At 72.5% G+C, this 12,979-nt stretch carries 12 protein-coding genes; 7 read left to right on the top strand and 5 right to left on the bottom strand.

Going from position 1 to position 12,979, the window contains the following annotated elements:
- Nucleotides 1-3 precede the first annotated feature (3 nt).
- The 4 genes from ACQP2P_RS24930 to ACQP2P_RS24945 all read left to right on the top strand — a co-directional run bounded on the left by ACQP2P_RS24930 (nucleotide 4) and on the right by ACQP2P_RS24945 (nucleotide 4,050).
- Complete coding sequence (locus ACQP2P_RS24930) at nucleotides 4-894, top strand: amino acid ABC transporter permease (RefSeq protein ID WP_433604547.1); 891 nt, start codon at nucleotides 4-6, stop codon at nucleotides 892-894.
- Nucleotides 894-1,649, top strand: coding sequence for an amino acid ABC transporter ATP-binding protein (locus ACQP2P_RS24935; RefSeq protein WP_433604549.1), 756 nt, complete (start codon nucleotides 894-896; stop codon nucleotides 1,647-1,649). Before ACQP2P_RS24930 ends, ACQP2P_RS24935 begins: the two co-directional genes overlap by 1 nt.
- 14 nt (nucleotides 1,650-1,663) lie before the next feature.
- Nucleotides 1,664-2,641 carry an ABC transporter substrate-binding protein gene (locus ACQP2P_RS24940; protein WP_433604551.1) on the top strand — a complete coding sequence of 326 codons (978 nt, stop codon included), beginning with the start codon at nucleotides 1,664-1,666 and terminating at the stop codon, nucleotides 2,639-2,641.
- Between the two features lie 65 nt (nucleotides 2,642-2,706).
- Nucleotides 2,707-4,050: an IS701 family transposase gene (locus tag ACQP2P_RS24945; RefSeq protein WP_433604553.1), complete on the top strand. Its 1,344-nt coding sequence runs from the start codon at nucleotides 2,707-2,709 to the stop codon at nucleotides 4,048-4,050.
- 126 nt (nucleotides 4,051-4,176) lie between these two features.
- Here the strand turns inward: ACQP2P_RS24945 and ACQP2P_RS24950 are convergent, their stop codons facing one another.
- A complete protein-coding gene (locus ACQP2P_RS24950) occupies nucleotides 4,177-5,193 on the bottom strand; it encodes a polysaccharide deacetylase family protein (RefSeq protein ID WP_433604555.1) in 1,017 nt (338 codons plus the stop codon).
- Between the two features lie 117 nt (nucleotides 5,194-5,310).
- Here ACQP2P_RS24950 and ACQP2P_RS24955 point away from each other — a divergent pair, with 117 nt between their 5' ends.
- The gene (locus ACQP2P_RS24955) at nucleotides 5,311-5,700 is read left to right on the top strand and encodes a hypothetical protein (protein ID WP_433604557.1); all 390 of its coding nucleotides are present in this window, start codon (nucleotides 5,311-5,313) and stop codon (nucleotides 5,698-5,700) included.
- A 75-nt stretch (nucleotides 5,701-5,775) separates the two neighbouring features.
- On the opposite strand, the gene ACQP2P_RS24960 is transcribed toward ACQP2P_RS24955, so the two are convergent.
- From ACQP2P_RS24960 to ACQP2P_RS24970, 3 genes are read right to left on the bottom strand one after another with little or no spacing between them, the layout of a single operon-like run.
- Nucleotides 5,776-6,111 carry a TraR/DksA family transcriptional regulator gene (locus ACQP2P_RS24960; RefSeq protein WP_433604559.1) on the bottom strand — a complete coding sequence of 112 codons (336 nt, stop codon included), beginning with the start codon at nucleotides 6,109-6,111 and terminating at the stop codon, nucleotides 5,776-5,778.
- Complete coding sequence (locus ACQP2P_RS24965) at nucleotides 6,099-6,776, bottom strand: response regulator (RefSeq protein ID WP_433604561.1); 678 nt, start codon at nucleotides 6,774-6,776, stop codon at nucleotides 6,099-6,101. Before ACQP2P_RS24965 ends, ACQP2P_RS24960 begins: the two co-directional genes overlap by 13 nt.
- Nucleotides 6,773-8,362 carry a sensor histidine kinase gene (locus ACQP2P_RS24970; protein WP_433604563.1) on the bottom strand — a complete coding sequence of 530 codons (1,590 nt, stop codon included), beginning with the start codon at nucleotides 8,360-8,362 and terminating at the stop codon, nucleotides 6,773-6,775. Before ACQP2P_RS24970 ends, ACQP2P_RS24965 begins: the two co-directional genes overlap by 4 nt.
- A gap of 54 nt (nucleotides 8,363-8,416) precedes the next feature.
- On the opposite strand from ACQP2P_RS24970, the gene ACQP2P_RS24975 reads away from it, so the two are divergent.
- Nucleotides 8,417-9,802, top strand: a complete 1,386-nt coding sequence (locus ACQP2P_RS24975; protein ID WP_433604565.1) for a cation:dicarboxylate symporter family transporter — start codon at nucleotides 8,417-8,419, stop codon at nucleotides 9,800-9,802.
- Nucleotides 9,803-9,863: 61 nt separating this feature from the next.
- Here ACQP2P_RS24975 and ACQP2P_RS24980 read toward each other — a convergent pair whose 3' ends face one another.
- Complete coding sequence (locus ACQP2P_RS24980; protein WP_433604567.1) at nucleotides 9,864-11,735, bottom strand: putative bifunctional diguanylate cyclase/phosphodiesterase; 1,872 nt, start codon at nucleotides 11,733-11,735, stop codon at nucleotides 9,864-9,866.
- Nucleotides 11,736-12,175: 440 nt separating this feature from the next.
- Between ACQP2P_RS24980 and ACQP2P_RS24985 the strand changes: the two genes are divergently transcribed.
- Nucleotides 12,176-12,967: an ABC transporter permease gene (locus ACQP2P_RS24985; RefSeq protein WP_433604569.1), complete on the top strand. Its 792-nt coding sequence runs from the start codon at nucleotides 12,176-12,178 to the stop codon at nucleotides 12,965-12,967.
- The last annotated feature ends 12 nt before the right edge of the window (nucleotides 12,968-12,979 follow it).

Raw genomic sequence — 12,979 nt, forward strand, 5'->3', positions numbered from 1 at the left:
CGCATGAGCGAGACCGCAACCCTGCCGTCGCCCCCGAAGGACCGATTCGACCCGATCCTGGCCCAGCGCCGGGTCACCCCGCGGCTGCGGCCGTGGCGGTGGGCCGTCAGCGCCGCCGTGCTGGTCGTGCTCGCCCAGTTCGTCGTGGGCGTGTTCACCAACGAGCACTACGAGTGGCCCAAGTTCTGGTCGTTCTTCACCCGCGAGTCGATCCTCGACGGCGTCGTGGTCACGCTGCAGGTCGTCGGGCTCAGCGCGGTCTTCGGGCTGCTGCTCGGCGTGGTCGTCGCGCTCGGGCGGCTGTCGAGCAACCCGCTCCTCGGCGGGCTGGCCTGGGCCTATGTGTGGTTCTTCCGCGCCCTGCCGCTGCCCCTGCTGCTGATCATCACCTTCAACTTCTCGTACTTCTACCCCCGCCTCGGCGTCGGCATCCCCTGGGGCCCCGTCTTCGCCGAGGTGCAGACGAGCAGCCTGACCCCGCTGGCCATCGGCGTCATCGCGCTGAGCCTGAACGAGGCGGCCTACGCGGCCGAGGTCATCCGCGGCGGCATCCTGTCCGTCGAGCACGGCCAGATCGAGGCGGCCACCGCGCTCGGGCTGTCCAAGGCGCGGCAGCTGCGCCGGATCGTGCTCCCCCAGGCGCTGCGCTCGATCGTCCCGGCGTACGGCAACCAGCTGATCGGCCTGATCAAGGCCAGCTCGCTGGTGTACTACGTGTCGCTGCTGGACCTGTTCGGCGCGGTCTTCGTGCTGGAGTCGCGCCACCCCGAGTCGCTGGTGCCGATCCTCATCGTCGGCGCGGCCTGGTACCTCGTCATGACCGCCGCCCTGTCCGTCGTGCAGCACTACGTCGAGCGGTACTTCGCCCGGGGCACCGCGCGGAGGGGGTTCTGATGGCCGGGCCGGCGCTGGAGATCCGCAACGTGCACAAGTCGTTCGGGCCGCGGGAGGTGCTCAAGGGCGTCGACCTGACCGTCCGCCCCGGCGAGACGGTCGCGATCCTGGGGCCGTCGGGCTCGGGCAAGTCGACGCTGCTGCGCACCATCAACCACCTCGAGCGGCCCGACCTCGGCTACGTCGCCGTGCACGGCGAGCTCATCGGGGTCGAGGTCCGCGGCACGCACCTGCACGAGCTTCCCGAGCGGGCGGTACGGCGCCAGCGCACCCGGATCGGCTTCGTGGCCCAGAGCTTCAACCTGTTCCCGAACCTGACCGCCCGCGACAACGTCGCCGAGCCGCTCGTGGCCCACAACAAGCCCCGGGCGCAGGAGCGGGCGATCGGGCTGCTGGCCCAGGTCGGGCTCGGCGACCGCGGCGACGCCTACCCGAGGCAGCTGTCCGGCGGCCAGCAGCAGCGCGTCGCGATCGCCCGGGCCCTGGCGCTGGAGCCGAGCCTGCTGCTGTTCGACGAGCCCACGTCCGCGCTCGACCCCGAGCTCGTGGGCGAGGTGCTGTCGGTGATCCGGCGGCTGGCCGAGGCCGGCACCACGCTCGTCATCGTCACCCACGAGATCGGCTTCGCCCGCGAGGTCGCCGACACCGTCGTCTTCATCGACGAGGGCGTGATCGTCGAGCAGGGGCCGCCGGCCGAGGTGCTCGCCAACCCCCAACAGTCCCGCACTCGCGAGTTCCTCGCCAAAGTGCTGTAACCCCAAGGAGAGCCATGAAGCGCGCGGCAGCGTTACTGTCCCTGGTCCTGCTGGCCGGCTGCGGCACCGGGGCCCAGGCCGAGTCCGACGGGCAGAACCCGGGCACGGTGAGCATCGGGGCGCAGGCGAAGGGCATCGGGAAGCCCGCCGAGCTCAAGGTCGCCAAGCAGCAGAACATCGCCGACGAGGTACCGGATGCGATCAAGGCCGACGGCAAGCTCACGATCGGCATCGGCGCCCTGCCCACCGGCTTCCCGCCGCTGGCCCTCGTCGGCGACGACGACAAGACCGTCACCGGCGCCGAGCCCGACCTCGGCCGTCTCGTCGCCGCCGTGCTCGGCCTGAAGCCCGAGTTCAACAACGACACCTGGGACAATCTGTTCGTCGGCATCGACTCGGGCCGCAACGAGGTCGGCTTCTCGAACATCACCGACACCGAGCAGCGCAAGGAGAAGTACGACTTCGCCTCCTACCGCCAGGACAACCTCGGCTTCGCGGTGAAGGCGAGCAACACCTGGACCTTCGGCAAGGACTACACGAAGCTCGCCGGGCTCAAGGTCGCCGTCGGCGCGGGCACCAACCAGGAGAAGATCCTGGTCGCCTGGCAGGACAAGCTCAAGGCCGCGGGCAAGACGCTCGACATCAAGTACTTCGCCGACACGCCGAGCACGTTCAAGGCCCTCGTGTCCGGGCAGATCGACGCGTACTTCGGCCCGAACCCCAGCATCGCCTTCCAGATCACCCAGACCCAGGGCACCGCCGACGCCGTGCGCAACGCCGGGGTCTACTCGGGCGCGGGCGAGTCGCTGCAGGGGCTGATCGCCGCGACCACCAAGAAGGACAACGGGCTCATCAAGGCCGTGGCCGACGCCATCAACTACCTGATCCAGAACGGCCAGTACCAGCAGTGGCTCGCCGCGTACAACCTCGAGACCGAGGCCGTGCCGACCTCGCTGGTGAACCCGCCGGGCCTGCCGAAGTCCGACGCCTAGTAGGGCTTTGTTAGGTTCGGCGTGTCGTGGGGTCGCTGGGCGGGTGCGGGTAGTTTCATGTTTTGGTGACCCCTGATGAGCTTTCGCTTGTGCGGCAACGCCTTGAGGCGTTCGCGGCCGACGTGTTCGCGTCTTTGTCTCGGTCGGATCAGCGGGCGAAGGGTGAGACGTATCTGCGTGGGTTGTTGCTGGACGGGCGGCGTAAGTCGATGCAGCCGATGGCGGCACGGCTGGGGGTGGATCATCAGGGGTTGCAGCAGTTCGTGACGACCTCGACCTGGGACACGGCGGCGGTGCGGGCGCGGCTGGCCGCCCGGGCGGTCGAGCTGATCGAGCCGGCCGCGTGGGCGATCGACGACACCGGGTTCCCGAAGGACGGTGCCGGCTCGCCAGGGGTGGCCCGGCAGTACTCCGGCACGCTGGGGAAGGTCGCCAACTGTCAGATCGGGGTGAGTGTCCACGCGGTCACCGATACGGCGTCGTGCCCCCTCGATTGGCGGTTGTTCCTGCCCGAGTCGTGGGACGTGACCAAAGCCGGACCGGCAGCGGTGCAAGCCGCCAAAGCCAAACGGCGTAAGACGTTGAAGAACGCCCCGCGGGCCGCCGTGCCGGCCGCGCCCGCTGCCGTTGAGGTCGATGTCGAGGCGGTGACCGAGGCGGCGCGGCAACGGCGCCGCAAGTCCGCGATCCCGGACGATGAGGGTCACCGTCCGAAGTGGATGCTGGCGATCGAAATGCTCGACGGGCTCGCCGAGCACGGGCTGCGGCCACCATTGGTGGCCGCGGACTCCGGCTACGGCGACAGCGGCCCGTTCCGGGCCGCCCTCGACGAACGCGGCATCTCCTACAGCGTCCAGGTCAAAGGCGAAACCCTCGCCCACCCCGCCGACGCAACACCCGTGCCACGCACTTGGTCCGGACGGGGCCGCCCACCGACCCGCACCCGCCCGGACTACCCCGACGATGCGATCAGCCTCGCCCAGCACGTCCAGGACACCGGCCGCGCCGCGGCGATCACCGTCTCCTGGCGCGAAGGCAGCAAAGGCACCCTCACCTCACAATTCGTGTTCCTACGGGTCCGTCCGGCCGGGCACCGCATCACCCGCGACCCCGACGGCACCCTGCCCGAACGGTGGCTGATCGCCGAATGGCCCGACACCGAGGACGAACCCGCCACCTACTGGCTGTCCAGCCAGGACGCCGACACCCCAGCCGCCGGCCTGATCCGCCACGCAAAGATCCGCTGGCGGATCGAACACGACTACCGCGAACTCAAAACCAGCCTCGGCCTCGACCACTTCGAAGGCCGCTCCTTCACCGGCTGGCACCGCCACGTCACCCTCGTCACCGCCGCGCACCTGTTCATCACCACACTGCGACTCGACCCAAAAGCGGATGCGCCGGCCTGACCCTCTACAAGGTCATCCACGAGCTGCAACTCCTGCTCGCAACCTGGACCGGCGCATGCCCCACCTGCCACCAAAAGCTCAAACCGTTACGCCGCAACAGACATCGACAAACCTAACAAAGCCCTACTAGCACCGGGCCTGGGCGATGCGGTCGACGGTGACCAGGTCGTAGCCGTCGCTCAGCAGTGACTCGATGATGGCCGGCAGCGCCTCCACGGTCTGGGAGCGGTCGCCGCCCCCGTCGTGCAGCAGGACGATCGAGCCCGCCGTGGCCCTGTCGAGGGTCCGGCGGGCGATCGCGTCCGCCCCCGGGCACGCCCAGTCGCTGGACTCCACGTCCCACAGCGTGACCACCGACCCCTGCGCGGCGAGCCAGCCGAGCACCTCGGGCGTGCGGGAGCCGTACGGCGGCCGGAAGTACGCCGAGGCCGCCGCGCCCGCCCGCGCCAGCGCCTCGCTCGTCCGCTCGACCTGCCCGGCGAGCTCGGGCCGCGAGAGGTCGGGCAGGAACGGGTGCGACCACGAGTGGTTGGCCACGAGGTGTCCACTGTCGACGGTGCGGGCCACCTCGTCCGGGTGCGCGGCGGCGTGCAACCCGACGCAGAAGAACGTGGCGCGCACGTCGTAGCGCTCGAGGACGTCGAGGACCCCGCGGGTGTACGGCGGGCAGGGCCCGTCGTCGAACGTGAGCGCGATCTGCGGCCGGTCCCGGGCCCCGTGCGCGAGGAACCTTCCCGAGCGGGCCAGCGCCGCCTCGGCCGCCGCGCTGGCCGCGATGCCGCGGCTGTACTCCTCGCCGCGCCCGTCGATCGCCCCGCCGCCGGGCGCGATGCGCGCGAGGCCGGCCGCGGACCGGCGGCCGGCGTCGGCGAGCGCGGCCGCGGTGACCGAGCCGAACGCGGGGCGCCCGGGCAGCTGGGCCGGGTCGGCGCGGTACACCTGGAAACCGGCGCCCAGCAGTCCCCCCTCGACGGTGCCGTTGGTGCTGTCGAAGACCACGGCGACGTCGCGCCCGACGGCCAGCAGCGCCGCGACGACCTCGCCCGGGGTCCGCGCCCGCAGCCGCGCGAGCGTCCGGCCGTCCTCGCCGGCCACCTCGATCTCGTACCCGTCGGCGGTCCAGGCAACTCCGGCGAACACCATGCGAAGCAGTCTAGGTGCGCCGGCGGGTGGCACGTTTCCGGGATTTGACGCGTTCCGGGGCGCCCTAACGTTCTTCTCAACAGCGACACGAACATTCCGCAGCAGGGAGATAGAGACATGAGCGACGTCGACTACGGGCAGTACGAGGCCGGCCAGGAGAGCGGCGAGCTGGACCAGATGCACCAGGCCGCGGGTTCCGAGGCCGACTTCAGCAGCCAGTTCGGCGTGTACGAGCAGGGCCACTCCGCGGCCGAGTCCACCGCCTTCTCGCAGGGCCACCACGTCGAGTACGACGCCCCCGGCGCCGTGCACTACGAGTCGGACGACTACACCAACTACTCCCACGACGCGTCCGTCGACGACCACGTCTTCGCCGCCGAGGGCTCCGAGTCCTCGCACCAGGCCCAGTTCGCCGGGTTCGACGCGCTCAAGGAGCGCTTCGCCTCCGGCTTCGCCGGCGCCACGACGTTCAGCGGCAGCAACGCCGAGCTCGAGGCCGCGAACTGACCGCCCCGGCGTGACGACCCCGCAGCAGCAGCACGGCCGGTCTCCTGTGGAGGGGTGACCGGCCGTGCTGCGTGTTCAGGCGCAGGCGACGCAGGTGCGGGCGGCCGGGCGGGCCAGCAGGCGCTCGGGCGGGATCGGGCGGCCGCAGCGCTCGCAGACGCCGTAGGTGCCCGCGTCCAGGCGAGCCAGGGCGTCGTCGAGGTCGGCGAGGCGCCGGCGGGTGGCGTCCAGGACCGCGGTGAGCTGGGCGCGCTCGTAGGCGATGGTGCTGCCCTCGGGGTCGTGCTCGTCGTCGGCGTTGGACTCGCGGGACGCCTCGAACACGGCGCGCAGGTCGGCCTCGAGCGCGACGATCTCGGCCGCGGCCGCGTCCCGGCGGTGCCGCAGCTCCTCGCGCATCACGGTATCCATCGGTACTCCACCTCCGGGCGGCCCGCGCCGGTGCCGTAGCGCAGGTGGCGGGCCGCGGCGCCGCGCTCGGCCAGATATTCAAGATACCGCCGCGCGGTGACCCGTGAGGCCTGCAGCGACCGGGCCACCTCGGCGGAGGAGAGGCCGCCGGACGCCGTGCGGATCAGGTCCGCGACGGCCGCCAGCGACTCGGGGCTCATGCCCTTCGGCAGGTGGTTCGGGGACTGGCCGTGCAGGGTCTGCAGCAGCCCGTCGACCTCGCCCTGGTCCGCGACGGACTCCGTGCGCGCGATCTGGGTCCGGTACTGCCGGTACCGCTCCAGCTTCTCCCGCAGCGCGGCGAAGGCGAACGGCTTGAGCAGGTAGTGCACGATCCCCTGCGACACCGCGGCGCGCACGACGTCCAGGTCCCGGGCCGAGGTCACGGCCATCACGTCGGCGGGGTGGCCGCCCGCCCGCATCGCGCGCACCAGGTCCATCCCGTGCATGTCCGGAAGGTTCATGTCCAGCAGGACCAGGTCCACCCGCTCCTTCACGAGCACGCGCAGCGCCTCCGCGGCCGTCGCGGCCCGGGCCGCCACCGCGAAGCCGGGGACGCGCTCGACGTACATCACGTGGGCATCGGCCGCGATGGGCTCGTCCTCGACCACGAGCACCCGGATCACGGCGCGACCGCCGCGGTGCGCATCGGCAGCCGGACGGTGAACGCGGCCCCGTCCACGTCGATGCCGCCGCCGTGGCGGTGCACCGCCTGCCCGGCGAGGGCCAGGCCGAGGCCGCGGCCCATGAGCGCTCCGGCCGCGGGCTTCGTCGACCAGCCGCGCTCGAAGGCGTGGGTGACGTCGGCGGGGTCGAGGCCGGGGCCGCTGTCGGCCACGCGCAGCACCAGCGTGCCGTCGCGGTGCAGCGCGGCGAACTCGACCCGGCGCGGGGGCGGGGCGGCGACGGCGGCGTCGATGGCGTTGTCGAGCAGGTTGCCCACGATCGTCACGAGGTCGCCGGGTGGCAGGGCTGACTCAGGTACCTCCGCATCGGCCGCGACCTCGAGGTCCACGCCGCGCTCGGCGGCCTGCGCGGCCTTGGCGAGCAGCAGCGCCGCCAGCACCGGCTCGCGCACGGCCCCCACCACCCGGTCGGTGAGCCGCTGCGCGACCGCGAGCTCGTTGGCGGCGAACTCGATCGCCTCCCCGGTGCGGCCCAGCTCGATGAGGGAGAGCATGGTGTGCAGGCGGTTCGCGGCCTCGTGAGCCTGGGCGCGCAGCGACTCGGCGAAGCCGCGCACCGAGTCGAGCTCGCCGGTGAGCGCCTGCAGGTCGGTGTGGTCGCGCAGGGTCACCACGGTGCCGAGCGGCGCGCCGGCGCCGGCGGTGCTCGCGGGCGCCTGGTTGATGACGAGCACCCGGTCGCCGGCCAGGTGGAGCTCGTCGGTGCGGGCCCGGCCCTCGGCCAGCGCACCGCCGAGCGCGGCGGGCAGCCCGGCCGCGCCGATCGGCCGGCCCAGCGCGTCCTCGCCGAGCGCGAGCAGTCGCCGGGCCTCGTCGTTGGCGAGCAGCAGGCGGCCGTGCCGGTCGAGCAGGAGCAGGCCCTCGCGCACGGCGTGCAGGACGGCGTCGTAGAACTCGTACATCCGCGCCAGCTCCGCCGGCCCGAGGTCGTGGGTCTGCCGGCGCAGCCACCGGCTCACCAGCCAGGAGCCGGCCCCGGCGAGCAGCATCGCCAGCGCGGCGGTCACGAGCAGCGACGGGATGCGGCCGCGGACCTGGCGGGCGACCGAGGTGAGCCGGATGCCGACCGAGACCAGCCCGGCGATCCGGTCCGCGGCGCGCACCGGGACGACGGCCCGCATCGACGGGCCGAGCGTGCCCGTGTAGGTCTCGGTGAGGGGGCGGCCCTGGGCCGCGGGGTCGATGGTGCCGAGGAAGTGCCCGCCGATCTGGCGGCGGTCCGGATGGGTGTACCGGATGCCGCCCGTCGTCATGATGACCACGAAGTCGGTCTCGGCGTCGCGGTTGAGCTGGTCGGCCAGCGGCAGCAGGACGGCGGTCGGGTCAGGGGCCGCGAGCCCGTCGCGCACGGCGGGCGAGTCGGCGACGCTCCACGCGATGCCGAGGACCTTCTGCCGGGCGGCGTCGAGGCTGGCCCGTTCGGCCTGCACGTACGCGCCGCCGAGGGTGCCGGCGACGAGCACGGTGATGACGGTCAGCTGGAGGCCGAGCAGCTGACGGGCGAGGCTCCAACGGCGCGGGGACATGTACGCAATGTACTTAATGGTGACCCCGGTCACTTCGGCTCCCATGCTCGCGGTATGACGCCCCCAGACACCACCGCGGCCGCCCCCGCCCGGCGGCGCGACCGAACCCATCTGCTGTATCTGGCCGTGATCGTCGCGGTCGTCGCCGGCGCCGCGTTCGGCCTCCTCGCGCCCGAGGCGGCGCTGAAGATGAAGCCCCTCGGCACCGGCTTCGTCAGCCTCATCCGGATGATGATCAGCCCGATCATCTTCTGCACGATCGTGCTCGGCATCGGCTCGGTGCGCCGGCTGGCCCGGGTCGGCCGGGTCGGCGGCCTGGCCCTGGGCTACTTCCTGGTCATGTCGACCGTGGCGCTCGCGATCGGCCTCGTCGTGGGCAACATCCTGCAGCCCGGCGCGAACCTGCACCTGACCGCGGCGGCGAAGGCGGCCGCGGAGAAGCAGGCGCAGAGCGGCTCCGGCTCGACGACCGACTTCCTGCTCGGCGTCATCCCGACCAGCTTCTTCTCGTCGCTGACCTCGGGCCAGGTGCTGCAGGCGCTGCTCGTGGCGCTGCTGACCGGCTTCGCCCTGCACGCGATCGGCGAGTCGGGCCAGAAGATCCTGGCCGGCATCGGTCACCTGCAGAAGCTCGTCTTCCGCGTCCTCGCCATGATCATGTGGCTGGCGCCGATCGGCGCGTTCGGCGCCATCGCGGCGGTCGTCGGGGCCGGCGGCTGGAGCGCCATCGAGAGCCTGCTGCAGATCATGGCCGGCTTCTACCTGACCTGCGCGATCTTCGTGTTCGTGGTGCTCGGCGTCATCCTGCGCGCGGTGGCCGGGGTGAACATCCTGCTGCTGCTGAAGTACCTCGCGCGGGAGTTCCTGCTCATCCTGGGCACCTCGTCGTCGGAGTCCGCGCTGCCGCGGCTCATCGCCAAGATGGAGCACGCCGGCGTCTCGCGCACGGTCGTCGGCCTGACCGTGCCGACCGGCTACTCCTTCAACCTCGACGGCACCGCGATCTACCTGACCATGGCGTCGCTGTTCATCGCCGACGCGCTCGGCCGGCCGCTGAGCATCCCCCAGCAGATCTCCCTCCTGCTCTTCATGATCATCGCGTCGAAGGGCGCCGCGGGCGTGACGGGTGCCGGCCTGTCGACCCTCGCGGGCGGCCTGCAGGCGCACCGCCCCGAGCTCGTCGACGGCGTGGGCCTGATCGTGGGCATCGACCGCTTCATGTCGGAGGCGCGGGCCCTGACGAACTTCGCGGGCAACGCGGTGGCCACGATCCTGATCGGCCGGTGGACGCACGACTTCGACCGCGCCCGCTGCGACGAGGTCCTGGCGGGCCGCCTGCCGTTCGACGAGCGCACCATGGTCGACGACCACACCCCGGGCCCCGCGGACGACGAGGAGCCGGCACCGCCCCCCGCCCCGAGGGCCGGCGCGGGGGTCTGAGCAGCCCGGGGGGCGAGCGGGCCGCCGCGCGCCCCCCGGCACGCCCCGGCACGCCCCGGCGTCAGCGGGCGCCGAGCGCCGTCGCGGTGCGGGCGGCCGGTGCGCGGGTGCCGAGCCAGGTCACCACCTCGCCCGAGGGCATCGGGCGGCCCAGGTAGTAGCCCTGGATCTCGTCGCAGCCCAGGGCGTGCAGCTGCGCCCACGTGGCCGCGTCCTCGACGCCCTCGGCGACCACGCGCATGCCCAGGTTGTGCCCGAGCTCCACGGTGGAGCGCACGATCGCGAGCTCGCTGGCGCGCTCGCGCATGTGGGTGACGAAGGAGCGGTCGACCTTGAGCTCCTGCACGGGGAGGTTCTTGAGGTACGCCAGCGACGAGTAGCCGGTGCCGAAGTCGTCGATCGACAGGCGCACGCCGAGGGCGTGCAGGCGGTCGAGCACCTCCAGGGCGCGGTCCGGGTCGGTCATGATGACGCTCTCGGTGATCTCCACGACGAGCCGGTCGGGCGGGACGTCGTGCTCCAAGGCCCGACGGCGGATCTCCTCGGGCAGCTCCAGGTCGAGCAGGCAGCGGGCGGACACGTTCACCGACACGCAGATGTCGTGGCCGGCCGCGCGCCAGGCGTGGCAGTCGCGCAGGGCGGTCTCGAGGACGTACGAGGTGAGCTGCCGGATCAGGCCCGTCGTCTCGGCGAGGGGGATGAACTCGTTCGGGCCGAGCAGGCCGTGCTCGGGGTGCTGCCAGCGGACCAGGGCCTCGGTGCCGAGCACCCGGCCGGTGCCGGCGTCGGCCTTGGGCTGGTAGAAGATGACGAGCTCGCCGGCGGCGATCGCGCGGCGGAGCTGGCCGAGCAGTGCGAGGCGGTAGGGGTTGTGGCGGTCGAAGCGGGGGGCGTAGACGACGTGGTGCTCGTGGCCCTCCTTGGCCGCGTACATCGCCACGTCCGCGCGCTGCAGCAGCTCGGCGCAGTTCCGGGCGTGGTCCGGGTACACGGCCACGCCGATGCTGCTGTCCACCTCCAGCGACAGGCCCCCGAGCACGAACGGCTCGTCGAGCGCGGCGGTGATCTCGGTCGCGGCGGCGATCGCGTCCTGCGGGCCGTCGATGTCCGGCAGCAGTACCGCGAACTCGTCCCCGCCCAGCCGGGCCACCGTGGCACGCTCGCGCAGCACCGCGGTGAGCCGCCCCGCGACCTGCCGCAGCAGCAGGTCCCCGTTGTGGTGCCCGAGCGTGTCGTTGACCTCCCGGAACCGGTCGAGGTCGATGAGCAGCAGCGCGCCGGACCCGCCGCGGCGGTCGGCCGCGAGCAGCACCTGCTCGGCCCGCTCCAGCAGCAGCGCCCGGCTCGGCAGCCCGGTCAGCTGGTCGGTGCACGCCTGCTCGGTCAGGGCCTGCTCGCGCAGCCGCCGCTGGACGTCGTGCAGCCGCGCGGTGATCCAGCCGACGGACTCGCCGGCCAGCACGCACGTGGCGGTGACGTAGAACACCGAGCGCTCCAGCCCGGGCGCGTGCGACGTGATCGCCAGCGGCGTCCAGTACGCGATCGCGAGGGCGGGGCTGAGCGCGAGGGTGGTGCCGCGCCGCTGGGCGGTGCCGACCCAGACGGCGAGCAGGAAGTAGAGGATGGCGGCGAGGTACGGGTCCGGCTCCGCCCAGTTGCCCACCCCGAGCAGCAGCAGCGCGGGCACGACCGTCCACAGCGAGGCACGGCGGGGCCAGCGATGCCAGGGCAGGCGCCACAGCAGGAACCCGGCGACCACGGCGACGGCGCCGACGATGCCGACCACGAGCGCGGCCGTCCCGGACAGCGTCAGCGGCAGCAGGAGGGTGAGCAGCCCGCCGACGATGAACATGGCGCTGATCGCCCGGCCGGCGACCCGGCGGAACTCGCCGTCGGGCTCGTCCCGGGGCTTCGTTCGGGCAGTCGACCTCACGGCCCCTCCATCGGACCGCGCCCGCAGGCCTTGAACGGGGCCCTGGGACCGCACCCGGACTGCTCCCGCAAGGTGGGCCCGTCTCCGGGGGCCCGACCCGTGCCCAATTCTCTATCGGATAGATAGGGGATTGACCGACGGCGCTCCTGTTGTCTACCGTATCGGCATGAATTCGCTCCGGTTGACCAGTCGGCGGTACGTCGACTGCTGCCGGACCTGCGCGTGCCTGTGTCCGGCCCGAGCCGTCTGACCGCCGCACCCCTCGCCGCCCGAAGCACCCGTGACCCGGCCGCCGCCGGGCGATTCCCCGTGCCCAGAACCCCGGGAGCCCCCATGTCCGAGAACCCGGAGACCGAGACGCGGCGCCGCGTCTCGCTCGCCGTCGTCGCCGTCACCTCGCTGCTGCTCGTGCTCGGCGCGACCGCCGTCTTCGATCTCGGATGACGGCCGCCGTCCAGACCGCGCCGCGGGCCACGAGGGCCTGGGGGCTGCGGCTCGTCCCGATCGTGACGCTGGGCGTGCTGTGGCAGGTCACCGCCACGCTCATGCACAACCCGGCGTTCATCCCCGCCCCGGCCGCCGTGTGGCACCGGCTCGTGCAGACTTCGACCGACGGCTACAGCGGCCACACGCTCATCGAGCACCTGGGCGTGAGCCTGCGCCGCATCCTCATCGGCTCGGCCATCGGCGTCGCGGGCGGCCTGCTCGCCGGGGTCGTGATGGGCACCGTCACCTGGGTCCGGGTCGTCGCCGAGCCGGTGGTCACGTTCGTGCGGGCGCTGCCGCCGCTGGCGTACTTCAGCCTCTTCATCATCTGGTTCGGCATCGACGAGACGCCGAAGCTGTGGCTGCTGTCCATCGCCGCGCTCCCGCCCGTGGCGGTGGCGACCGCGTCGGCCGTCGGCTCGGCGCCGGCCGCGCTCGTCGAGGCGGTCCGCGCGCTCGGCGCCGGGCGCTGGGAGGCCGTCCGCGACGTGGTCCTGCCCAGCGCCCTGCCGGAGATCTTCACCGGCATCCGGCTCGCGGTCGGCATCGCGTACTCCTCCGTCGTGGCGGCCGAGACCATCAACGGCGTCCCGGGCATCGGCGGCATGGTCCGCGACGCCCAGCGCTACTCGCAGACCGACGTGGTGGTGCTCGGCCTCTTCGCCATCGGACTCTCCGGGCTCGCCATCGACGGCGTGCTCCGGCTCATCGAACAGCGCCTCATCCCGTGGCGCGGCCGAAGCTGACTGAAGGAATCC

This window comes from Dactylosporangium sp. CA-139114 (genome assembly GCF_050955725.1).
In the GTDB taxonomy this organism is placed as follows: Bacteria; Actinomycetota; Actinomycetes; order Mycobacteriales; family Micromonosporaceae; genus Dactylosporangium.

What these genes read in the sequence shown, in the direction of transcription:
- ACQP2P_RS24935 (WP_433604549.1), top strand. Translation starts at nt 894, where the DNA reads ATGGCCGGGCCGGCGCTGGAGATCCGCAACGTGCACAAGTCGTTCGGG.
- ACQP2P_RS24955 (WP_433604557.1), top strand. Translation starts at nt 5,311, where the DNA reads ATGAGCGACGTCGACTACGGGCAGTACGAGGCCGGCCAGGAGAGCGGC.
- ACQP2P_RS24970 (WP_433604563.1), bottom strand. Translation starts at nt 8,362, where the DNA reads ATGTCCCCGCGCCGTTGGAGCCTCGCCCGTCAGCTGCTCGGCCTCCAG.
- ACQP2P_RS24985 (WP_433604569.1), top strand. Translation starts at nt 12,176, where the DNA reads ATGACGGCCGCCGTCCAGACCGCGCCGCGGGCCACGAGGGCCTGGGGG.
- ACQP2P_RS24950 (WP_433604555.1), bottom strand. Translation starts at nt 5,193, where the DNA reads ATGGTGTTCGCCGGAGTTGCCTGGACCGCCGACGGGTACGAGATCGAG.
- ACQP2P_RS24960 (WP_433604559.1), bottom strand. Translation starts at nt 6,111, where the DNA reads ATGGATACCGTGATGCGCGAGGAGCTGCGGCACCGCCGGGACGCGGCC.
- ACQP2P_RS24930 (WP_433604547.1), top strand. Translation starts at nt 4, where the DNA reads ATGAGCGAGACCGCAACCCTGCCGTCGCCCCCGAAGGACCGATTCGAC.
- ACQP2P_RS24940 (WP_433604551.1), top strand. Translation starts at nt 1,664, where the DNA reads ATGAAGCGCGCGGCAGCGTTACTGTCCCTGGTCCTGCTGGCCGGCTGC.
- ACQP2P_RS24975 (WP_433604565.1), top strand. Translation starts at nt 8,417, where the DNA reads ATGACGCCCCCAGACACCACCGCGGCCGCCCCCGCCCGGCGGCGCGAC.